Annotated in this window: 20 protein-coding genes; 7 read left to right on the forward strand and 13 right to left on the reverse strand. The window is 49.7% G+C overall.

The annotated features are described in order from the left end of the window. Positions 1-552 precede the first annotated feature (552 nt). Together paaX and AC0L4K_RS10015 are read left to right on the forward strand one after the other, a co-directional pair. Positions 553-1,473: a phenylacetic acid degradation operon negative regulatory protein PaaX gene (gene paaX / locus AC0L4K_RS10010; protein ID WP_417222848.1), complete on the forward strand. Its 921-nt coding sequence runs from the start codon at positions 553-555 to the stop codon at positions 1,471-1,473. A 113-nt stretch (positions 1,474-1,586) separates the two neighbouring features. Beyond that, positions 1,587-2,165: a DUF2889 domain-containing protein gene (locus AC0L4K_RS10015; protein WP_473269149.1), complete on the forward strand. Its 579-nt coding sequence runs from the start codon at positions 1,587-1,589 to the stop codon at positions 2,163-2,165. On the opposite strand, the gene AC0L4K_RS10020 is transcribed toward AC0L4K_RS10015, so the two are convergent. Next, positions 2,149-3,045, reverse strand: a complete 897-nt coding sequence (locus tag AC0L4K_RS10020; RefSeq protein WP_417222842.1) for a LysR family transcriptional regulator — start codon at positions 3,043-3,045, stop codon at positions 2,149-2,151. The two genes, AC0L4K_RS10015 and AC0L4K_RS10020, sit on opposite strands and share 17 nt — an antisense overlap. A 118-nt stretch (positions 3,046-3,163) precedes the next feature. Between AC0L4K_RS10020 and AC0L4K_RS10025 the strand changes: the two genes are divergently transcribed. From AC0L4K_RS10025 to AC0L4K_RS10035, 3 genes are all read left to right on the forward strand, one after another. Then, positions 3,164-3,490 carry a XylR N-terminal domain-containing protein gene (locus AC0L4K_RS10025; RefSeq protein ID WP_473269150.1) on the forward strand — a complete coding sequence of 109 codons (327 nt, stop codon included), beginning with the start codon at positions 3,164-3,166 and terminating at the stop codon, positions 3,488-3,490. A gap of 10 nt (positions 3,491-3,500) precedes the next feature. Further along, complete coding sequence (locus AC0L4K_RS10030) at positions 3,501-4,889, forward strand: sigma 54-interacting transcriptional regulator (RefSeq protein ID WP_473269151.1); 1,389 nt, start codon at positions 3,501-3,503, stop codon at positions 4,887-4,889. 90 nt (positions 4,890-4,979) lie between these two features. Beyond that, positions 4,980-5,999, forward strand: a complete 1,020-nt coding sequence (locus AC0L4K_RS10035; RefSeq protein WP_417222836.1) for an LLM class flavin-dependent oxidoreductase — start codon at positions 4,980-4,982, stop codon at positions 5,997-5,999. Here the strand turns inward: AC0L4K_RS10035 and AC0L4K_RS10040 are convergent. From AC0L4K_RS10040 to rluC, 4 genes are all read right to left on the reverse strand, one after another. Next, complete coding sequence (locus tag AC0L4K_RS10040; protein ID WP_473269152.1) at positions 5,989-6,966, reverse strand: RluA family pseudouridine synthase; 978 nt, start codon at positions 6,964-6,966, stop codon at positions 5,989-5,991. The two genes, AC0L4K_RS10035 and AC0L4K_RS10040, sit on opposite strands and share 11 nt — an antisense overlap. Before the next feature lie 71 nt (positions 6,967-7,037). Then, entirely contained in the window at positions 7,038-8,012 is a 975-nt protein-coding gene (gene cysB, locus AC0L4K_RS10045) for an HTH-type transcriptional regulator CysB (RefSeq protein ID WP_417222830.1), read from the reverse strand. Positions 8,013-8,114: 102 nt separating this feature from the next. After that, the gene (locus tag AC0L4K_RS10050; RefSeq protein WP_417222828.1) at positions 8,115-9,221 is read right to left on the reverse strand and encodes a hypothetical protein; all 1,107 of its coding nucleotides are present in this window, start codon (positions 9,219-9,221) and stop codon (positions 8,115-8,117) included. 22 nt (positions 9,222-9,243) lie between these two features. Next, entirely contained in the window at positions 9,244-10,212 is a 969-nt protein-coding gene (gene rluC / locus AC0L4K_RS10055) for a 23S rRNA pseudouridine(955/2504/2580) synthase RluC (RefSeq protein ID WP_473269153.1), read from the reverse strand. Between the two features lie 500 nt (positions 10,213-10,712). Here rluC and rne point away from each other — a divergent pair, with 500 nt between their 5' ends. After that, entirely contained in the window at positions 10,713-13,859 is a 3,147-nt protein-coding gene (gene rne / locus AC0L4K_RS10060; RefSeq protein WP_473269155.1) for a ribonuclease E, read from the forward strand. 344 nt (positions 13,860-14,203) lie between these two features. On the opposite strand, the gene murB is transcribed toward rne, so the two are convergent. The 8 genes from murB to AC0L4K_RS10100 are packed head-to-tail and all read right to left on the reverse strand — an operon-like array spanning position 14,204 to position 21,161. Further along, on the reverse strand, positions 14,204-15,229 hold the full coding sequence (gene murB, locus AC0L4K_RS10065; protein WP_473269156.1) for a UDP-N-acetylmuramate dehydrogenase: 1,026 nt from the start codon (positions 15,227-15,229) through the stop codon (positions 14,204-14,206). After that, on the reverse strand, positions 15,226-15,699 hold the full coding sequence (locus AC0L4K_RS10070; protein ID WP_473269157.1) for a low molecular weight protein-tyrosine-phosphatase: 474 nt from the start codon (positions 15,697-15,699) through the stop codon (positions 15,226-15,228). The genes murB and AC0L4K_RS10070 overlap by 4 nt, the downstream gene beginning before the upstream one ends. Positions 15,700-15,714: 15 nt before the next feature. Beyond that, positions 15,715-16,479 (reverse strand): 3-deoxy-manno-octulosonate cytidylyltransferase, encoded by a 765-nt coding sequence (gene kdsB / locus AC0L4K_RS10075; protein WP_473269159.1) that lies wholly within the window; start codon positions 16,477-16,479, stop codon positions 15,715-15,717. Positions 16,480-16,484: 5 nt separating this feature from the next. Beyond that, positions 16,485-16,670, reverse strand: a complete 186-nt coding sequence (locus AC0L4K_RS10080; protein ID WP_417222814.1) for a Trm112 family protein — start codon at positions 16,668-16,670, stop codon at positions 16,485-16,487. Positions 16,671-16,705: 35 nt separating this feature from the next. After that, complete coding sequence (lpxK, locus tag AC0L4K_RS10085; RefSeq protein ID WP_473269160.1) at positions 16,706-17,728, reverse strand: tetraacyldisaccharide 4'-kinase; 1,023 nt, start codon at positions 17,726-17,728, stop codon at positions 16,706-16,708. Position 17,729: 1 nt separating this feature from the next. Beyond that, a complete protein-coding gene (locus AC0L4K_RS10090) occupies positions 17,730-18,149 on the reverse strand; it encodes an ExbD/TolR family protein (protein ID WP_473269218.1) in 420 nt (139 codons plus the stop codon). 12 nt (positions 18,150-18,161) lie between these two features. Then, positions 18,162-18,782 (reverse strand): MotA/TolQ/ExbB proton channel family protein, encoded by a 621-nt coding sequence (locus AC0L4K_RS10095; RefSeq protein WP_417222809.1) that lies wholly within the window; start codon positions 18,780-18,782, stop codon positions 18,162-18,164. A 60-nt stretch (positions 18,783-18,842) separates the two neighbouring features. Next, on the reverse strand, positions 18,843-21,161 hold the full coding sequence (locus AC0L4K_RS10100) for a DNA internalization-related competence protein ComEC/Rec2 (protein ID WP_473269162.1): 2,319 nt from the start codon (positions 21,159-21,161) through the stop codon (positions 18,843-18,845). Between the two features lie 103 nt (positions 21,162-21,264). On the opposite strand from AC0L4K_RS10100, the gene AC0L4K_RS10105 reads away from it, so the two are divergent. Next, positions 21,265-21,846 (forward strand): DUF2062 domain-containing protein, encoded by a 582-nt coding sequence (locus tag AC0L4K_RS10105; RefSeq protein WP_417222804.1) that lies wholly within the window; start codon positions 21,265-21,267, stop codon positions 21,844-21,846. Positions 21,847-21,870: the final 24 nt, after the last annotated feature.

Genomic DNA, 21,870 nt, shown 5'->3' on the forward strand with positions numbered 1-21,870 from the left:
AGCGCAACGAACTCCATCAAAATTAAGACACCTTAAATTTCCAGTGCAGCAACTCAATTTTAGACTGCTTGGTCTGCATGTCCTTTTATTTAGTTAACATGTTAATAGAATATTCTTTTCCCGTAAACAAATTCCGTTTTTTTCTTACATGCAACGCGACTGTTATTACTGCAATCACCGCTGCTGACAACAAAAATCAAAGGCTTACTGATCACCCGCCTTGATTAGGCGTCTCAAGTAATAAACTTAATTTAGAGATCAATGACCGCTCCTCAGTAAACATTTTCAAAAAACACTGATCACTAAGCTACATGCAAAGCGTAGCACTCTGTATTCAATACTGCCTTCACCCCTCGACTGTTTATTAAAAAACTCAGCCTTACCGCCTTTCTGTTCAGCCACTCAATGACGCTCTGCCACTGCCATCTTGAGCCACAGCCGGAGCCATGCTGGTTGATGGGTTGGTCATTTACACATAGAATTAACTTTTAAATCCTGAAAGTTAGCCGACTAATATCGGATAACACCCTCACCTGATGCTATGAGAGCTCGATGAATAGACTTCGCTGTATAGAAGAGTTGGTTGATGATTTTAAGAACCAGCGGCCCATTCGTGGCGGCTCACTCATTATTACCATCTATGGGGACGCCATATCACCGAGGGGCGGTACGGTGTGGCTCGGCAGTCTTATTAAACTCCTCGAACCCCTCGGCCTGAATCAGCGACTGGTAAGAACATCTATCTTTCGGCTGACCAAAGATGGCTGGCTAAGTTCATCCCAGGTGGGCCGCAAAAGCTTCTATAGCCTAACGGATACCGGCCGACGACGTTTTGAAAGCGCCTTTCGCCGTATCTATGCTGAGCTCTATCCTGAATGGGATGGTAAATGGGATATGGTGGTCACCACCCAGTTAGATATCGAGCTGCGTAAAGTTGTCAAAAAAGAGCTCGAATGGCTCGGTTTTGGTAACATTGCCCCCAGTGTAATGGCACATCCAATGGCCGACATGACCGAAGTTAATGGCACCCTGCAGGAGCTTTGCGTCCAAAATGATGTAATTCATATGAAATCGGAACTAGTGGGAGGACAAACCTCTGCCCCACTGAAAGAACTGGTTAATGAGTGCTGGAACCTCAACCAACTCGCCGATGACTATCAGGAATTTCTCGAACGCTTCCGGCCAATTTTAAGAGCGGTCGAAAGCCAGCCAATACTCGATCCAGAGCAATGCTTTCAACTGCGCATCTTACTGATTCACCACTACCGCCGAATTCTTTTGAAAGACCCGCAACTACCGGAAAAACTATTACCCGCTGACTGGTCTGGTACTTCCGCACGCGTGCTGTGTCGCAACATCTACCGACTTATTTTCCAAGGGGCCGAGAACTTCTTATCTGACACCCAAGAAACCGCGGATGGTCGATTACCAGAACCCGGCCCACGTTTTTATAAACGTTTCGGCGGTTTGTAAACCATTCCTCGGCCCAGCATTCATTGTTGCACTGCGGAACAGTTTGTGGGATAAATGAAACGCTAATAAGCCACTGTTGGCTATACCATAATTTATTATAAAGTAACGATTCTATGCCATTACCTTCCCCGACTGAACGCAACTTGCAACACACCCGCACTGTCACGTGCCAAGGTTTTAAACGCGCTGACGGACTCTGGGATATCGAAGGCCACCTCAGCGATATCAAAACCGTGCCCATCGAAATTAAAGAGCGCAACAACGGTATCGTCGAAGCAGGAGAGCCGATTCACCTGTTAGCTATTCGCCTAACCGTTGATTTGGAACTAAACATCCACGCGGCCATTGCCAGCATGGATAACACCCCATTTCGCCTGTGTCCCTCAATCGCCGATCGTTATTCTCTGTTAACAGGGCTTCAGATTGCACCGGGCTTTACCAAAAAGTGCAAAGAACTCTTTAGCGGCATCAACGGCTGTACCCATCTGCTTGAATTGCTCGGCCCAATCGCCACCACGGCTTACCAAGCCACTCATCAGGAACGGCTCGAACAAGCCCGTCAAGATGAAAATCATAAGCCATTTAACCTCAACACCTGCCACACCTTTGATAGCGCAGGTGAAGTGGTTAAAAAATACTGGCCCAATGCTTACGAACCCGCCGAACTGATTGATGTCAGCGAGATCGGTTAACTGGCATTTCAGCAACCCGCGCTAAGATAAACTCAATAAACAACCTCACTTTACCCGGAATATATTTACGCTCTGGGTAAAGCATATTCACTTCCCGCGAGTGGGGCTGCCAACTGGGCATCAGCCTTTTTAACCGCCCTGCAGCCAAAGAGTTTTGCACCACATAATCGGGCAAATTAACGATTCCCAAGCCATTTTCCGCCGCCCGAGCCGCGAGACTTAACTCGTCGACTTTCAATCGCGCCTCCCCCTCTATGGTTACCTGCTCACCACTCGTCCCTGTAAAGTTCCACACCTGTGTGCGGCGCGCCACAATGAGAGTGTGCTGGTAAAGATCTTCCGGATGCTTGGGTGATCCACGCCGAGCGAGATAGTCATCACTGGCACAGACACTGAAGCGCGATTCTAGGAGAGGTCTTGAGATCCAGTTTTGCAGACGCACTTCGCCGATACGAAACGCTACATCAATACCCTCTTCGACGAGATCAATATTGCGGTTAGCGACGATCAGTTCGAGATTAATGCGCGGAAACTGCTCCATAAAGAGGAAAAACCAATCCATCATCAGATCATTGGTTAAGCTAACCGGCGCGGTCACCCGCAGCAATCCCGACGGTTCGGCCAACTCATCGTCTAGCTCTTTTGCGGTAAATTCCAGTTCGGTAAATAACGGCTGACAGCGATTATAAAACTTTACACCCGCCTCGGTGAGAACCAACTTACGAGCACTCCGGTGCATCAACTTATAACCGAGATCCCTTTCTAACTGCTGCACCTTGCGACTCACGGTCGAGGTCGGTACGCCTAGGGCTTGCGAGGCCGAGAGAAAACTACCTCGCTCGATCACTTTGATAAATATATATAGATCTTGATAATTCATATCACCACCATAATCCCATATTTGGGATTATATATTACAAACCGCGACTAAGCTTTTAAATAAGCAATCATATATGATGATTTCATCTCATTAATGATAATGACTCAGAGTGCAGAATATGAACATTGCGGCGGATCTTACTCGGACCAATGGCCCGAACATGCAACAACTCTCGCAACAGGTCAGATTTCAAAAAAGCGACGGTACCGTCTGGTTTGGTGAACAGAGGATGCTGCTTATGCAACTCACCTCGCTAACCAATTTCAGAAAGGAGCAGATTCTCACTGTCGGCCTTGAACGCGCCAAAGGTTTCTTTATGCGTCTAGGCTACAGCCTAGGCCAACAAGATGCTGAATTGGTAAAACGACTGGCGGGAGACCTCCCCCATCGAACTGATCCGCACAGGTTTTATTCTAGACTCACTCAAAGGTTCGATGCGGGTTGAAGAGCTGAAGTTGGAAGTAAGTACCAAAAACGAGCATTTCTACGCCCTTCTGCAGATGCATGATTCCTATGAAGCGGAGATGTTTATCTCCGAGCTTGGCCTGACCGATGGCCCTGTCTGTTGGGCACTCGCGGGTCATGCTAGTAGCTTTGCCTCCACGCTCTTAGGTCAGGAAATCATTTTTAAAGAGAAGCAGTGTCGTGGCTGCGGAGATCACCAATGCCTCCTCGAAGGTCGCCCGGCAACAGAGTGGGAAGATTACTCAACCTATCGCAACTACTTTAAGTCCGCACCGATCATAGACGAGCTCTATGAACTGCAGGATCAGATCTCGGTTCTACGGCACAAAATTGATAACAGTCCTAGCCTTGGTAACTTTATCGGGGTATCGGAAGGCTTTCAAACCGTCTGCAAACTCGCCAACAAGGCGTCAGCCGGTAAAGTATCCGTGTTATTACTGGGCGAAACCGGCGTAGGCAAAGAACTCGTTGCCAAGGGGATTCATGATAACTCCCCCCGGGCAGAGCAACCATTTATTGCTATCAACTGCGCAGCTATTCCACCAGACCTAATTGAAGCGGAACTCTTTGGCGTGGTTAAAGGCGCTTACACAGGCGCAACTCAATCACGGGAAGGTCGCTTCGAACGCGCCAATAAGGGCACCATCTTCCTAGATGAGGTAATTGAACTCAGCCCCCGTGCTCAGGCGACGCTGTTACGCGCCCTGCAGGAAGGTGAAATAGAGCGAGTGGGCGATAATCAAACCCGCAAGGTCGATGTCCGAGTCATCGCCGCCACCAACGAATCACTATTGCAGGCCGTTGAAGAGGGCCGATTTCGAGCCGACCTCTATTACCGCCTAAATGTCTATCCCATCGATATTCCCCCGCTGCGTCAGCGGCGCGAGGATATCCCGATGCTGACCGATCACTTCCTGAAAAAATATGAGGCGTTTTACAACAAAAAAACCCTCGGGCTCTCGGATCTAGCCTCCAAGGCACTGATTAACTATCAATGGCCGGGTAATGTGCGAGAACTGGAAAATGTTATTGAGCGCGGGCTGATCCTCGCTGAAAATGGCGAAACCATTGATGCACAGTATCTTTTTCCGAGCATGTCCATCGGCCTCGACAGCCAAGTGATCTCCGCCGAAGGCGGGTTAATCGACGCGCCCTCTCAGCTAATGCAAAAGCCAACAGCCACCGCGGGGCAACAGAGCAGTTCTTGGATGGAACAAGCACTTGAGCAATCAGGATCGATGGCCTCGATCGAAAAAACCTTACTACAACATGCCCTCGCAAAGGCAGACAATAACGTTGCCGAAGCCGCCCGCATGCTAGATATGACCCGGCCAACGCTGGCCTATCGACTGAAAAAACTCAATATTGAGGTGGCCTAATGTCTTTTATCCGCATCCACCACTCACCCATTAATCAACCGGCAGCGCCGATTAACAGCCGCACAGCTGCCAACCATCCGGGAGCGGACAATGTCTTTTAAACTCAGCGTGATCGATCAGTCCCCTGCCCATAATCATCAATCGCAATCCGCAGGGCTGCAGTATTCCACCCGACTGGCACAGCTGTGTGAAACATTAGGCTATCATCGTTTTTGGATTGCCGAACATCACGACACCCCTAGCTACTCAAGTGCCTGTCCAGAAATATTGATCGCCCATATCGCCCAAAACACTCAGGAAATTCGTGTTGGCAGCGGCGGTGTGATGCTTTCCCACTACAGCCCACTGAAAGTGGCTGAAGTCTTTCGCACACTGGAAGCACTCAATCCAAGCAGAATCGATTTAGGGGTTGGCCGGGCACCAGGCGGTACCGATTTAACCAGCCAAGCACTGGCTTTCCCCCATACGCCCAACACCCCGGCGCTATACCCGCAACTGCTCAGCGATCTGAGCGGCTTTTTGCATGACACACTATCCACCGACCACCCCTTTGCAGGCGTCCATGCAAGCCCGCAACAGGGCGCGGCACCGCAATTATGGACCCTCGGCTCGAGCAGCGGCAGCGTTGATCTGGCAGCAGAACTAGGGCTTGGCTTCGTATTAGCCCTATTTATCGGCACCCATGAGCGATCTACAGAGATTTTTGCTCGCTATAAAGCCAAGTTCCGCCCCAATGGTCAGGGCTTTGAGCAACCTCAAACAATTCTCTCGGCAGCCTGCCTCTGTGCCGATAGCCAAGAGGAAGCCGCTTACCTCGCCGCTCCCAATATGTTGTGGAAAGTAATGGCCTTCCGTCACGGTATTCGCGAACATATCCGCAGCCCGGAAGAAGCTCTCAGCTTGTATGAGAAGTTATCGTTATCGGATCAGGCTTACTACCAAGAAACCCTCAGCTCCGTTATCACCGGCTCTGCTAACGAGTGCCGAGAAGCGCTCGAACAACTGGCTGATCACTATCAGGCACAAGAGCTGATGTTGGTGAATGTCACCCATGATTTTGAAGATCGCTGCAATAGTTACCGCAAACTGATGGCGGCCTTTAAAGCATAATGCCGGGCAAACCTAACCTTAATGCAGGCGGCACGACAATTTCGACCGCCTCCCCATCGATCATTAACGTCAATGCAGCACACTGCAATAAATGGTGCTTAGACCCCAATATAGTGAAGTCAGCGTCAGCCAATCCCTGCTCGATGCGCTTCAAATAAAAGCGCCCCTGATGGCCATAGATTTTATCTCCCACCAACGGATACCCAAGGTAACTTAACTGCGCTCGAATCTGATGCTTTCGCCCACTCAATAACTGACAGGACAACAAGCTTTTACCGGCTACCCTCGCCAACACCTCAAAACATGTTTTGCTTGAACGGGGCTTGAGGTAAGTCTGCCCCGCGGCCAAAGCCGCATCATCAACAACATACATCTGACTACGAATAACACTGCCCAGCCGCTCAGCTAAATCACAGGTTAATCGCTTCGATCGCCACTGCGGCACACCATCAACCCAGGCGTGATAAAACTTTTTAATCAATAATTGGTCCAGTTGCGGTTTCCAGCGACGATCCGCCGCGCCATCCTTCGCCAACAGAATAATACCCGCCGTTTCGCTATCCAGTCGATGCAGCAGCCGAGCATCGGCATAGACTGTTTGCCGCCGTACTAATGAGATCAGTGTGTTATATAAATTACGGGTAGTACGACTTACAGGAAGACAATGTGGTTTAAAAACAGCCATTAACTCACTGTTTTCCCATAATAAAAACCACTGATCATCAACTTCATCTTCTAAGTGACCCGGCAGATCAATTGTTAGCTGCGAAGCATCATCGAGTCGCGTATCAAGCTCGACAGCACGGCAATCAAGGCGAATATAACCTGCCACACTAAGCTCTGGCAAACGTGCAATATCCGCAGCCGTTAAGCGCTGCTGTAAAAATTCAGCCACTGAAAACTGGCGACCATCACCTGAAGAGCAACAATCGTCAAGCCGAAAACAGAGCGTGAAGGGTTCAGACACAAGAGTCCACCTTGATTATTTTAACCGCATAAAAAAAGCCTCATCAGAGGCTTGTTAAACAATCTAGACTATTACAGATCGGGTAGAACCTGATGCGCAAACAGCTCTTCAATCTCAGCCCGATTACCACAGGCTTGAACTTTTCTCACCACCTCAGGGGTCAGGTGCGGGGCAAACTGCTGAATGAAGTCATACATATAGCCTCGCAGAAATGTACCCTTACGGAAGCCGATTTTAGTCGTGCTGTAATCAAATAGATGACTGGCATCGAGCACCACCAAATCATGATCCTGCCGTTCGTCAAAGGCCATCGTGGCAATAATGCCCACCCCAAGACCTAAGCGCACATAGGTCTTAATCACATCGGAGTCCACGGCCGTAAACACCACCTTAGGCTCTAACCCTTCCTTACTGAACGCATCATCGAGCTTTGAGCGCCCAGTAAAGCCAAACACATAGGTAACGATCGGGTATTGGGCAATGTCTTGCAAAGTTAGCTTAGATACCTGTGCCAACGGATGATCCTTCGGCACTACGACAGAACGGTTCCAGCGATAGCAAGGCATCATAATCAGATCATTAAAATGCGACATCGCTTCCGTGGCAATGGCAAAATCGACGGTGCCATTGGCGGCCATCTCAGCAATCTGCATTGGCGTTCCCTGATGCATATGCAATGACACATCGGGATAGCTCTGCATAAAGCCATGAATCGTCTCAGGCAAGGCATAACGCGCTTGGGTATGGGTGGTGGCTACTTCCAGACTACCCATCTTTTCATTACTGAACTCCTGCGCTACCTGTTTGATACTTTCCACTTTACGTAGAATATCGCCAGCCACTTCAAGTATGGCCTCACCCGCCGGTGTCACCCGAGTCAGATGCTTGCCGCTACGAGCAAACACTTCAACACCTAACTCATCTTCCAACAAACGTATCTGCTTACTAATACCCGGTTGAGATGTATAAAGACTCTGCGCCGTTGCTGAAACATTCAAATCATGTCGGGCTACTTCCCATATATAACGCAACTGCTGCAACTTCATTTATACCTCCGGAAACGATAAAGCTTACTTTTAATAACTAATAATTATAACACCAATAACCTGTCCGGAAATCAATGATCCGCTATACAAGCACACATCCGATCAGGATAAACGACTACGCAGTTTACGAATCTCTTCGTCATAACTGGTGATCTTTTTCTCCATTGTTGCGAGTCGGGCACTGGCGCGCATCGCTTCTTCCGTTTTATCTTTCACCTGACCACGCAACATATTTTCACGCCGTGAAGCATCATTCAACGCCAATACGTGCTTCTGATTCGTACGCTTGAGTTCGTCTTTAATTTCATTGACCTTACCCTCAAGACGCTTGCAGCGGTTCTGCTCAGAGAGCAGCGCCGCACTCAGCTGACTTTTCTCACGGTCGCGCTGACTGTCTTCGCTTTTATAGCGCTTAAGTTCGGCATCAAGGGTTTTAATTTGGGTATTACTGGTGTCAAGTTTGACATCTTTTTTCGCCAGTAACGCTTGCAGGTTATGGATATCTTTCGTCAATGCAGACTCTTTACGGCCACACTCATCACGAAACTTTTCCAGTGCATTACGATAGTAGCGAGTATCGGCTTCCGCTTTCGCCACCTGATCAATACCACGGCGCTGCTCTTCGATAATGCGTTGATCAAAGGTACGCTTAGCATCATCCATTTTTTTCTGCAGCAGATTCAGCTCCTGCTCGACATTCAGACGTCGCTGCTCTTCTGACTTTTGCCCAGTTGTCGCGGCCACTAAATTGATTTTGAGTACCGCAATCTCTGCATCCAACGCCTGAATCTGATGCTTCTCTTGCTCCAACTGCTGTTTCAGGTCGCGAAAGTGCTGATCCATCTCAGCTTGCTGACTCTGCACCTTAAACAACTCGGTTTCAGAGTGGCGACGGGCATCCTCGCTGGCTAGCTGCTGAAACTGTTTATCCGTAGACATAGCAGACTGCGCTTCCTGTACCGCGTGCTGCCATAAGGACTCAAAACTATGTACTAAGGATTCCGGCAACCCAGGAATTTTGACCGTGGTATCACCCAGCATTCGCATCCGATCAGGCAACACATGCCACCACTGCTCGAGTAGTGCAGCCACCTGAGCTTCATCGACATCAAAGATATTGGCTAACTCTGTGACATTCGGCGCCTTGCCACTTTTGAGCATGGCATCCGCTTCTTTATTAAACTCTTCAGTATTAATCTGTTGACTCATTAATAACGCCTTACCGGGCTGTTTATTGCCCGTCAATGTTTTTCAATTGTTTCAGACTCTTTTCCAACTCATCCCCCAGAGGGGCATGGAAAATCTTTCGGCCGCCGGATGGCAGTGGTACACGCAGCTCTGCTGCATGCAGAAACAAACGCCGAATACCATAACTTTTCATTTCTCGGTTAACCGGATCAGTACCATATTTATCATCACCAATGATGGGATGACCGGCAAACTGACAGTGTACGCGAATCTGATGTGTTCGACCGGTAATAGGCCGCGCTTCAACTAGGGTGACAAAATTACCAAAGCGTTGTAACACTTTAAACTCGGTCAACGAAGGCTTACCTAACGGATGCGCTTTTACGACGCGCTCTCCCGACTTAAGTTCATTTTTTTGCAGCGGCGCATCCACTTTGGTTTTACGCGCCGACCACTTACCCTCAACCAAGGCATGATAAATCTTGGTAATCTGCTTAGCCTGCAATGCAGCATGAAGAAAACGCAGCGCACTGCGCTTCTTTGCCACCATAATGCAGCCAGAAGTGTCCCGGTCAAGCCGATGAACCAGCTCAAGAAATTTTGCATCCGGGCGCATTTGACGGATCGTTTCAATCAACCCAAGGCTAATACCACTGCCACCATGAACAGCCAGCCCTGATGGTTTATTCAGCACGATCAGATCATTATCTTCGAACAAAATAGAACTCTCGACCAGCGCTCTAAGATTGGTGCTGACGGTCGCCTGAGGCTTTTCGGCACTCAGTCTGATCGGCGGCACCCGCACCAGATCACCATCTTGCAAACGGTAATCCGGCTTGATTCTCTTTTTGTTAACGCGCACCTCACCTTTACGTAAAATACGGTAAATCAACGTTTTGGGCGCACCTTTTAAACGCGTGCGAAGGAAGTTATCTATCCGTTGCCCGGCCAGCTCGGAATCAATTTCAAACCATTGAACGGCAGGGGCGGATCTTGTTGTTTCTTCTGACATATTAATGGGATATCGGACCTTTCGATTGATGCTATCTATTTAAGCTGCTATATTCTAGCGCTGCTGCGAGCAGTTGGCTTTAGCTAATTTGAAATTCCCGGTTATTTTGCCATTTAGTACATAAAATCAAGCAAATAATCGGTGTGAATCCCTCGTACAGCATCAATTTAAAGAGAATTACTACGTATTTCATCCACCTGGCAATGCCCTGAATAGCAAAACCAGTTGGAGGTGTAGATGTCAGTTGCCCGGAACCTGCCAATATATAGACGGCAGCACCAGCCCGATCAGACTCGAGATAACAGTCGATACGAGGCAACTGTTTCCTTCACCGTCGATAAGACCGAGTTACATAACACTGTAGCCCGGCAATAAGTTGAACACCAAAGTCGTTACGAAGACTTTGTTTTGCGTGCCTGTAATGTTAACGACAGGCACCTCTCTGTGTGGCTTCCGGCTGGATGAAGTGCGTTAGTGTTATAAGAGAACGCTAACAAACAATGAAAAGAATGCTAATAAATGCAACTCAACAAGAAGAGTTGCGCGTTGCGCTGGTAGACGGCCAACGCCTTTATGATCTGGATATCGAGTCCAGTTCCCGCGAACAGAAAAAAGCCAACATTTACAAGGGCAAGATTACCCGTGTTGAGCCGAGCTTAGAAGCTGCTTTTGTCGAATATGGCTCAGAACGCCACGGCTTTCTGCCTCTCAAAGAGATCTCCCGTGAATACTTTAAAAAAGGCTCCGACAAAGGCGGCCGTCCAAATATTCGCGAAGTAATCGCTGAAGGAACCGAAGTTATTGTTCAGGTTGATAAGGAAGAACGCGGCAATAAAGGCGCCGCACTGACAACCTTTATCAGCTTAGCCGGTCGTTATTTGGTATTGATGCCAAACAACCCACGGGCCGGCGGCATCTCCCGTCGCATCGAAGGTGATGACCGTAAACAACTGAAAGAAGCGCTCGACGGCGTCACTATTCCACCAAAAACCGGCGCGATCGTCCGCACGGCCGGTATTGGCCGCACCTCTGAAGAGCTTCAGTGGGATCTCGATTATCTCATGACCCTCTGGGATGCGATCACCGGCGCTGCCGAAGAACGCCGTTCCCCCTTCCTGATCTATCAAGAAAGTAACGTGGTCATTCGCGCTATTCGTGATTATCTACGTCAGGATATCGGCGAAGTCTTAATCGACAAGCCTGAGGTTTATCAGGAAGCAATCAACTTCGTTCAGCAAGTGATGCCTAGCTACCTGAACAAAATTAAGCTCTACGATGAAGCGATCCCGCTATTCAACCGCTTTCAGATTGAAAGTCAGATTGAAACAGCCTTCCAGCGTGAAGTTCACCTGCCTTCAGGCGGCTCTATCGTTATCGATCCAACTGAAGCACTGGTATCCATTGACATCAACTCCGCCCGGGCGACCCGCGGAAGCGACATCGAAGAGACAGCACTGCAAACTAACCTTGAAGCCGCCGATGAAATCTCACGGCAGCTGCGCCTACGTGATATTGGCGGCCTGATCGTTATCGATTTCATCGATATGACACCGATCAAAAACCAACGCGAAGTCGAAAACCGGATGCGTGATGCGTTGAAAGTCGATCGCGCCAGAGTTCAGCTCGGCCGCATCTCACGCTTCGGCCTGATGGAAATGTCCCGTCAGCGTCTACGGCCATCATTGATCGAAAGCCGGGGCGCAGTCTGCCCTCGCTGTAATGGCCAAGGCACCGTGCGTGATACAGAATCACTGGCACTGTCCATTTTGCGCTTGATTGAAGAGGAATCTTCAAAAGATCGCACCGCTCAGATTCGTGCGATTCTGCCGGTTTCTGTAGCGACCTTCCTGCTTAATGAAAAACGCAGCGAAGTCCATGAAGTTGAAGTTCGCCACCGCGTTCGCGTAGTTGTGGTACCCAATCCGAACATGGAAACACCGCATTATGAAGTAGTACGACTGCGTGACGACCACACTGTCATCAACACTAATGATGCTAGCTATACGCTTCAGCCTGAACCAGAAGAAGAGTTAAAAGTTGAAGCCGCAACCCAAGCAGCGCCGGTTAGAGAACGCGCCGCTGTAAGCACTGTTGCGCCATCAACACCCGCTCCTGCACCTGTAGCTCAAGCACCAGCACCCGCTGCACCCGTTCAGCAGCCAGCAACCGCTTCACTGACTAGCCGAATCTTTAGCGTGTTAGGTGGCCTTTTTGGTAGCTCCGACGACAGCCAAGAGAAAGCTCGACTGGAACAGGAAAAAGCTAAACAAGAGCAGGAACAGGAAGAGCGCAATAAGAAGCAGCGCGGCCGTAAACGCTCAAATAACCGTCGTGATCGCGATCGTGACCGTAATCGCAATCAACGTCGCGACAGCGACAAGATTATCGACAACCTGTCCGACAATGAGCCGAAAGAAACTAAAGAGCGTGAAGACGCCCCTGAAGATTCCGGCCGTGGCCGCTCACGTAATCGCCGCCGCAATGAGCGTGACAACAAGCCTGCCGCTAAAAACCAGAACGACGAGCAGAACAATGCTCAGCCAAGCCGTCCTGAGAAAGCCAGCGAGCAAAACAAACCTGCCGAGAAAAACGAAGATGGTCGCCCTCGTGGTGAACGTCGTCGCGGACGTCGTCGTCGCGGCGAACGTAGTGGCAAGCGTACCGCCGATAGTAACAATACGGAAAATACCGAGTTGCTAGCACCGGCTGAAACCCAGCCAGACACAGCAGCAGATGCAGCCGTGCAACTGCCAACTGAAAGCGAAGCTACCCCGCCGGCAGAAAAACCAGCGGAAAAGAAAGCTGAGAAAAATACCGATGAAGCGCCACGTAAACGACGCCAGCGCCGCCGTGGACCTCGCAATGATAACTCAGCAGCAACCAACAACGCTGACACAAACGCAACTGAGGACAACGCTGTTCAAGCAGCCGTTGAAACCAGCGAAGCTCAGGTTAACGACACTGCCGTTATAGAATCGACTGACGCCCAAACGACAGCACCGATTGTAGACACAGCGGCAGCGGAAACTAATGCGACTAACAACGCATCAGTGGACGTTAACACCGAGCAAGCGACGCTAGAGACGACTGCACAGAGCGACAAAGCAGCAACACAGGCCGCTGCGGTAGCTGAACCTGCAAACGTAGAAACACAGGTCGCAGACGCGCCTAAGCAAACGATTGCTGAAGCCCCTGCTCCGATTGTTGAAGCCGCACCGGTTGCAGAAGCCACAGTTGCTGTAGACACTGCGCCCGCTATAGAAGCAGACACAACGCCTGCTGAAGCAGCACCGACAGAAACAGCGCCAACGGCTGAACCCGCTAAGTCAGAACCAACACCGACTGAAGCACCTGTGGAAACCAGTACCCTCGAAATCGAAATAGAGATCGAACCGGCTGCTGAAGAACCTGCCCGTACTGCCGGTCGCCGTGTTCGCAAACGTCCTGATCTAACTGCACCGACGGTTGCTCCTGAAGAAGTAATGACCGCACGACCACGTCGTGAAGCACCACCGGCCATTGCAGCGGAAGAAGCAGCACCGCGCAAACGCCGTCAGCGTCGTGCACCTAATGATCCTCGCTTACAAAACCAAGATGCAACGTCCGCTGCACCTCAAAGCGAGACTGAGGAAAAAAGCGATAGCTAATCAGCTACGCTTGCTTAAATCAACCAGGCATTAGCGAGCTCGACACTCTCAATGCCTGAACACTAAAAGCACCTACGGGTGCTTTTTCTTTAGCGACAAAAGCTCAAAAACTACACCAACAAAGCAACAGCATCACACCTCAGTACTGTCAAAACGAATCACAACAGCACAAGCCTCTCTAGCTTCCAATACCATAAGATCAATTCTTGTAGCCGTTATGACAAGGAATCAGCGTTATATACACTGCTCCATCAATGCCAGCTCAAACTTAGCCACAAAAAAAGCAAAAAAAACCGCGATAGGCATCGCGGTTTGGTAAACTAAATAGCCCTTAATAAAAGCCCTCAAGGATAACAGCGCGGTTCAACCTCCAGCATCACACCAAACTGCTTGAATACATCCGCTTGAATCGCGCCAGCAAGATCAACAATATCCGCGCCATCAGCTGCACCATAATTCACCAACACCAAAGCCTGCTTATCATACACGCCAGCATCCCCGCGACGATGACCTTTCCAGCCCTGCTGATCAATCAACCAACCCGCGGCGAGCTTGCAATAACCCGGCTGATCGGCAAACACAACCAAGCCAGGATAATCCTGCTTCAGCTGCTCGACCTGAATTGCAGGTATCACTGGGTTTTTGAAAAAGCTACCCGCATTCCCTAATTGCGCAGGCTGAGGCAACTTTGCATTACGGATATCACAGATCAGATCACTCAGTTGTAATGGCTCAGGGGAATCAATATTGCGCTGCTTAAGCTGATCATCAATGCCACCATAATGCAGTACAGGCTCAAACTCTCGACTCAGGGTAAAGTTAACGGCGGTAATCAGGTAACGGCCTGGAAAGCGACTTTTAAAGAGACTATCTCGATAACCAAACTGACACTCATCTGCGGTAAAAATAACCGACTCCCCCGTCTCGAGATCAAAGGCATCGAGAAAACTCATGCGATCTTTGATCTCAACACCATAGGCACCAATATTTTGAATCGGTGCGGCGCCGACCGTACCCGGAATTAATGATAGATTCTCAAGACCATAAGCACCCTGCTGCAAAGTCCAGCGAACAAAAGAGTGCCATTCCTCCCCCGCCCCTGCGGTGACGCTAACAGAGCCATCAGAGTTACCCTGCATCTGCAATCCCTGAATCTGATTCACCACCACCAGCTGATCTAGGTCGGCCGTTAGCACCAGGTTACTGCCGCCACCGATAAACAACACAGGCATGCGGTTTTGCTGGATAAAATCACGAATAGCCGGAAGCTGCCCAGCATCTTCCAGCACCGCAAAATAGCGAGCAGAGACATCGAAACCGAAGCTGTTATAAGGCTTTAGAGAGATATTTTCTTGGAACTCAATGGTCATTTATGCAGCTCAGCAGCGATACGATCTAACAGTGCCTCAGAGGCCACCTCAACCAGATCAAGCACATGGTCAAAGCCCGCAGGACCTCCATAGTAAGGATCAGGCACTTCACGCTCAGCTAAGCTAGAGAGCGCCAAGAACAACCCCAAATGCCCTTTATAATCCGCCGGACAGATCGATTTGAGCTCACTTAGGTTTTCATTGTCCATTGCCATAATGAAATCATAATGGGCAAAATCAGCCGCTACCGCCTGCCGGGCCCGAAGATCACTTAGATCAACACCCCGCTTCAACGCTGCCGCTGCAGCACGATGGTCAGGCGGATTACCGACATGATAAGCCCCCGTGCCAGCGGAATCGATCTCCACTAGGTGCGCCATACCTCTACGCTCCACAAGCGAACGAAATACACCGTGAGCCGTTGGTGAACGACAGATATTACCTAAGCAAACAAAAAGTACCCGTTTCATGTGCTCCTCCGCTAATCAGCTTTCAAAAAGATGGCGAATCCGCTCAAGGTCTTCAGGGGTATCAACACCCGCTGGCGGCAGTTCGTCTGCCTCTTCGACATGGATGACGGCACCATTCCACATTGCCCGCAACTGCTCAAGACACTCAGTCTCTTCAACCGGCGCTGGCGCCCATTGAACAAAATCATTCAGCAGCTTAACCCTGTAAGCGTAAATGCCGATATGGCGCTGGAAATTCACACCTTCCGGCATTACCTGCTGGCCTGCTTCACTAATAAAAGCATCTCTAGGCCAAGGAATGGGTGCGCGACTAAAATACAGAGCTCGACCATTTTGATCGGCAACGACTTTAACGACGTTAGGGTTTAAAACTGAGTCAATATCCGTCACCGGCTCACAGAGCGTCGCGATGCTAGCGTCCGATACTGCACCGAGATTATGCGCCACCTGATTAATAATCCGTGGCGGAATAAGTGGTTCATCACCCTGTACATTGACTACAATATCGTCGGCATAAAAACCCAGCGAATGAACCACTTCCTGCAATCGATCAGTACCTGATGGATGGTCAGCAGAGGTCATACACACTTCAGCACCAAACCCCTTGGCAATATCGGCGATACGCTGATCATCGGTAGCAACAATAACCCGTTGCGCCTCACTCTGAATAGCCCGCTCATAGACATGCTGAATCATCGGTTTACCGGCGATATCCGCCAAAGGCTTACCAGGAAAACGGGAAGAACCGAAACGCGCGGGTATAACAACAGAAAAAGCCATAATAGCTACTTCTCCAGACGCTCTTCAGTGGTCAATGTCCGCGCTTCGTTTTCCAGCATAACCGGAATATCATCGCGAATGGGGTAAGCCAATCCGGAGCTGCGACAGATCAATTCATTGGTTTCTTTGTTCCATTCAACCGGTGCCTTAGATACCGGGCAAACCAGGATATCGAGTAGTTTCTTATCCATCTTAGATGCCTCTGTGTGAAATACTATAATAAACGTTATTCTATGGGACGTGTCGCCAGCCCTGCGGGTTTCAGTATAGCCTCGAGTGAAGCAGAAAACCCGTTATCCAGCGCAGCATTAACTTCAAGATACCAAGCATTATCCAGTGCTATATGATCGCACTTTACGGCATCTTTTTCAGTCATAATTAAGGGACGTTTAGGCGTGAAATCAAAATCACTGCAACGGTATTGATGATGATCGGTAAAGGAGTGAAGCTGCGGCTGAAAGCCTAGCTGTTCTAAGGTGTGTGCAAAGCGTGCCGGATTCCCGATCGCCGCAACCGCATCAACTACGCGAGAGTCACTCCACGACGATGGATCTAGCTTGGCGTGATTAACCAACGAGACCAACTGCCCCGACTGCAAAGACATGGTAAATGCTTTACTCGCCGCATCAGGCTCCAGCCGTACGTCCGGCGCAGCGCCATTCACCACAATCAGATCAACCTCTTTAAGCCGCGTAACAGGTTCTCTTAACGGCCCCTCAGGTAAGCACCGGCCATTACCGAACCCACGCGCCCCATCAACCACCGCTATTTCAACGGTGCGATTCAAAGCATAATGCTGCAAACCATCATCACTAATAATCACATCGCATTGCGTCTGCGCTAACAGCGCTTGCGCAGCAGCAACCCGGTTGGGGGATATAACCAGTGGCACCTTAGTGCGCCGCACGATCATCAGCGGCTCGTCACCGGCTTCTGCCGCTGAGGATGAGACTGTAACAAAGAAAGGAGACGTTGGCGGCGCTGCCCGGTAACCACGACTAATGACACCCGGCTTATAACCTTGTTGTCGAAGATAATCGACCAGCCAGATCACCAAGGGAGATTTACCCGTCCCCCCTACCGAGATATTACCAACCACGATAACCGGCACCGGTGCCGTCCAACTTTGTTTAATGCCATCCCGATATTGCTGTCGACGGCGACGAGCTAAATAACAAAAGACCCGCTCGAGTGGGCGTAACAATAGCGGCCAACGACGGCCGTTATACCAAGCCTGCTCCAACCCCATATTACTTATCAGCCGACTGCTGAGTCGTAATGCTAAGCCCAGCAAACCCGAGCTTTCCCGCTACATCCATCACCGTAACCACGGACTGATGCGGCGTTTTGGCATCGGCAGAAATAATAAAGGGCAACTGACGGTTATCCCCCGCCTGATCGATAATGGCTCGGCGCAGGGTTTCCGGCTGACTATTCAACAAACTCTGACCATTCAGTGTGTAAGCACCATCAACACTGATTAACACTTCCAATGTATCGGCCTTCGATTCCACGGCCTCACCATCCGCTTCAGGCAAGCTGATCTGCAGATGGGTTTCATTAGTAAATGTTGTCGATACCATAAAAAAGATCAGCAGTAGAAACACCACATCAATCAAGGGTGTCAGATTTACGGAAACCTCTTCCGCTTGTTTTCGTCTGAATTTCAATCGGCTCATGGATTACTCGAAATCTACTTCACGGTCGCCATGAACAACTTCAACCAGTTTGTGACACTCTTGCTCCATCTCAATGAGCAACGTCTCAATACGACGCTGGAAATAACGATGAAACACCAGCGCAGGAATGGCGATGGATAAGCCTGCCGCCGTAGTGATTAACGCCTCGGAGATACCACCGGCTAGTACATTGGCATTACCCGTGCCCTGCAACATGATTTCAGCAAAAACTTTAATCATACCGATAACAGTACCGAGCAACCCCAGCAAGGGTGAAATCGCTGCAATGGTACCCAGAGAATTCAGAAACCGCTCCATCTGATGCATCACATGCTGGGCTGCTTCTTGGATACTTTCCTTCATGATCTCCCGACCATGGGTGGAGTTATTTAAACCGGCCACCATAATCTGCCCCAAGAAGCTCTCGCTGCGGATCTGTTGCAATCGATCAGGTGTCATTTCGCCATTACGCACCATCGTCCAGACATCGGACAACAGGTTGGCTGGCGCTACGCGCTTTTTCTGTAACACCCAAAAACGCTCTAGACAGATAGCCAGAGACAAAATAGAACAGGCGATAATTGGCAGCATTAGCCAACCACCCGATTGAATCAATTCAAACACCAGTATTCCTCCTTTGGATCGGCCCATACTCTAGCATAGAGTCAGACGGCAGAGTAGTGATTAACCCGCTGTCCAGTAACGCTTTTTCTGCTCTCTATAGGCATGAGTCAAACAACCGTTGGCATTGCTCTCCAGGATCAGCGCGCCCTTCTCTGCCGTATTCAAACTAGGTAACTGTAAGTCATCCAACCGCTGAGTTACCGCTTCTGCCGGATGTCCATAGGGATTATCGAAGCCCGCACTAAACAGAACCTGCTGCGGATCAAGTCGCGCCAGCCATTCTGGCGAACTTGAAAAACGACTACCATGATGCGCCGCAACCAACCAGTTAGCGTCCAAATCAGGATATCGGTTAAGAATCTGTGACTCAATGCTGCTTTCGATATCCCCGGGAATGACCAACGAACAATACTCAGACTCCACCAACAGAACACAGGAGCGGTTATTCTCATTAACAACCGCTAAGCGGGCGGGTTGAATATAGCGAAAGCGGATGCCATCCCACTGCCAGCTATCACCTGATACGCAGCGCTGAGCCGATAACCTGCGTAACAATTTAGGACTACCTGTCTGAATATCCCCAATGGCAACGCTCTCGCTAAGCGCCGTATAGCCGCCAGCATGGTCATTATCCTTATGACTCAGGACGACACGATCAATCCGCTCGATTTGACGACTTGCCAATAACGGCAGCAACGTAAATCGAGCAATACTACGACCGTTATAAGCCGCACCGGTATCAAAAACTAAGGTTTTCGTTTCTGTTTCTATTAAAACCGACAACCCCTGCCCAACATCGACAACAGTCGCCCGAAAATCACCTGACCTGAGTGACGGTTTTGCCGGAAAGATTAATCCCAGCAGCAAAAAAACACCAAAAGACCTAACACCAAGCCAGCGAGGCAAAATCAACAGGGCTGCCGCCATGACCCCCAGCATCACAGCAAGCATTGCCGGATGACCGCTCAACATCCCATCAGCCGGTGAGCAGAATGCCAATAACTGCCAAAAATAATTGATCAATTCATCTAACAGAACCACCCCCACACTCGAGTCGCCAAGGCTTAGCAGCAACCCCAGCATTACACCGGGCAGCAACACAAACGTTAATAACGGGATAGCCAACAGATTAACTAAAGGTGCAAGCAGTGCTACCTGCCCTAACCAGAGCAACAACAGCGGCAACAAGCCTAGAAACACCGCCCACTGAGTGGCCAAAATAGTGGCAATAGGCCGACGACTACCCTCTTGGTTAACCGTTAATAACAACGCGGCTACGGCCGCAAACGACAACCAGAAGCCGGGCTGATAAAAACTCAGCGGCTGAAGCAACAACACCATAACCAGCGCCAATCGATAACGCTGCCAAATACCGACATGGCGATTAAAAAGGGCCGGCAACAACATCGCCAACGACATAATTAAGGCTCGCTGAGTGGGAATGCTAAAACCCGCCAGCAACGCATAGCCCGACGCCAACAATAACGCAGGGATTATGCGATAAGCACGAATATCAGTCGACGCGGGCATAAGACGCCCTAAACTAAGCTGCAAAAACCAACCCAGCCCATAGCCCAATAAACAGGCGATACCGATATGTAAACCACTGATGACCACCAGATGAACCGTGCCAGTTTGACGCAACATCTGCCACTGCTCATCCTGCAAACCCTGCTTGTCACCAAGCACCAGCGCTCTGATCGTAGCATCGGTGGGCGCGGCTAACGACAACTGCGTTAACCATTGCGCGAACTGGTAGCGCCACTTTTCCAATGGATACTGGCCGGTTTCATTAGCGCTATTGAGCAGTTGAGCACGCTTCACATAACCCCTAGCATTTACCTGCTCGGCAAATAGTCGCGTTTCATAATCGCTACTACCGGGGTTCATTAGCCCCCGTGGCGGTTTCAACCGCACTACCAATGACCACCGCTGACCAGGCATGACCTCTTGATCGGGATTGTACCAACTCAATAATAAGTGTTTTAAATCAGTATCGACTATAGCTGGAGAATAGCGCTCCACGTCGAAGCGAAATCGGCTCATGCCTGGCATGGTTTCGGGTAAATGACTCACCAGCCCTTCAACGGTGATGGTCTGTGCGGGCATATCGAGAGGCATCCGCTGGCTCAGGTTGTAATACCCCCAACCTGAAGCATAGATCACCCCCAGCAGCACACCCGCAATTTGTACACGCCAACGAACAACCAATTGACCCCAATAGTGCCTGCGCGTCTTAAATAGCCAAGGCCGCAATACGACCTGACAAACAGGTAGACATAAAACCAGCAGCACCATACTCAGTACCACCAGTACCCAATATGAAGGCAGTTGCGGCAGCCAAGCAACCAACAACACACCTAACGCTATACCAATCATCCTTGATTACCGGTTGGCTTAATGGTTTGAAGGAGGCATAATTACCCCCCATCAGCTAACTATAAGTTCCACCCTGATGCCGCGCAAACTTATAAAAAAATTTATGCCAGATGAGCGAAAGCTCAAAGCCAACCGCTACCTTAGCTGGTTGGGGAGCCATATACATGACCCAAACCTCTGGCACCTGACACGCAAGTCAGTCAGTCGGGCGTTTTTTGTGGGGCTTTTCTGTGCTTTTATTCCGCTACCATCGCAGATGCTCATTGCTGCGGTGGCAGCCCTGTTTGTCCGCAGTAACTTGCCGATCTCAGTGAGCCTCGTATGGCTTACCAATCCACTCACTATTCCACCGATGTTTTATTTCGCTTATTGGATTGGTACCTTAATTATTGGCGTCGATGTTGTCGCCATCGATTTTGAAGTCAGTCTCGAATGGCTGAAAGCAGAAATCGATCATATCTGGCTGCCCTTAGTGGTCGGTTCGCTTGTTTGCGCTATCGTTAGCGGCACCTTAGGCTATTTACTCATGCAACGCTTCTGGGTATGGCATGTGAATAAAAGCTGGCGCAACCGTAAAGGTCGCAAATTCACACTGCGCAAAACAAAAGCAGAACAACCCGCCCCCTCTGCACCCCCGTCACTCGAGTCTAAAACACCCCATTCAGAAAACAAAAAGCCGGAATAAGTTCCGGCTTCTCAAATCACGCTA

The sequence above is a fragment of the Amphritea sp. GJ51-11 genome (assembly GCF_055808735.1).

What these genes read in the sequence shown, in the direction of transcription:
- paaX (WP_417222848.1), top strand. Translation starts at nt 553, where the DNA reads ATGAATAGACTTCGCTGTATAGAAGAGTTGGTTGATGATTTTAAGAAC.
- AC0L4K_RS10015 (WP_473269149.1), top strand. Translation starts at nt 1,587, where the DNA reads ATGCCATTACCTTCCCCGACTGAACGCAACTTGCAACACACCCGCACT.
- AC0L4K_RS10020 (WP_417222842.1), bottom strand. Translation starts at nt 3,045, where the DNA reads ATGAATTATCAAGATCTATATATATTTATCAAAGTGATCGAGCGAGGT.
- AC0L4K_RS10025 (WP_473269150.1), top strand. Translation starts at nt 3,164, where the DNA reads ATGAACATTGCGGCGGATCTTACTCGGACCAATGGCCCGAACATGCAA.
- AC0L4K_RS10035 (WP_417222836.1), top strand. Translation starts at nt 4,980, where the DNA reads ATGTCTTTTAAACTCAGCGTGATCGATCAGTCCCCTGCCCATAATCAT.
- cysB (WP_417222830.1), bottom strand. Translation starts at nt 8,012, where the DNA reads ATGAAGTTGCAGCAGTTGCGTTATATATGGGAAGTAGCCCGACATGAT.
- AC0L4K_RS10050 (WP_417222828.1), bottom strand. Translation starts at nt 9,221, where the DNA reads ATGAGTCAACAGATTAATACTGAAGAGTTTAATAAAGAAGCGGATGCC.
- rluC (WP_473269153.1), bottom strand. Translation starts at nt 10,212, where the DNA reads ATGTCAGAAGAAACAACAAGATCCGCCCCTGCCGTTCAATGGTTTGAA.
- rne (WP_473269155.1), top strand. Translation starts at nt 10,713, where the DNA reads ATGAAAAGAATGCTAATAAATGCAACTCAACAAGAAGAGTTGCGCGTT.
- murB (WP_473269156.1), bottom strand. Translation starts at nt 15,229, where the DNA reads ATGACCATTGAGTTCCAAGAAAATATCTCTCTAAAGCCTTATAACAGC.
- AC0L4K_RS10070 (WP_473269157.1), bottom strand. Translation starts at nt 15,699, where the DNA reads ATGAAACGGGTACTTTTTGTTTGCTTAGGTAATATCTGTCGTTCACCA.
- kdsB (WP_473269159.1), bottom strand. Translation starts at nt 16,479, where the DNA reads ATGGCTTTTTCTGTTGTTATACCCGCGCGTTTCGGTTCTTCCCGTTTT.
- AC0L4K_RS10080 (WP_417222814.1), bottom strand. Translation starts at nt 16,670, where the DNA reads ATGGATAAGAAACTACTCGATATCCTGGTTTGCCCGGTATCTAAGGCA.
- lpxK (WP_473269160.1), bottom strand. Translation starts at nt 17,728, where the DNA reads ATGGGGTTGGAGCAGGCTTGGTATAACGGCCGTCGTTGGCCGCTATTG.
- AC0L4K_RS10100 (WP_473269162.1), bottom strand. Translation starts at nt 21,161, where the DNA reads ATGATTGGTATAGCGTTAGGTGTGTTGTTGGTTGCTTGGCTGCCGCAA.
- AC0L4K_RS10105 (WP_417222804.1), top strand. Translation starts at nt 21,265, where the DNA reads ATGCCAGATGAGCGAAAGCTCAAAGCCAACCGCTACCTTAGCTGGTTG.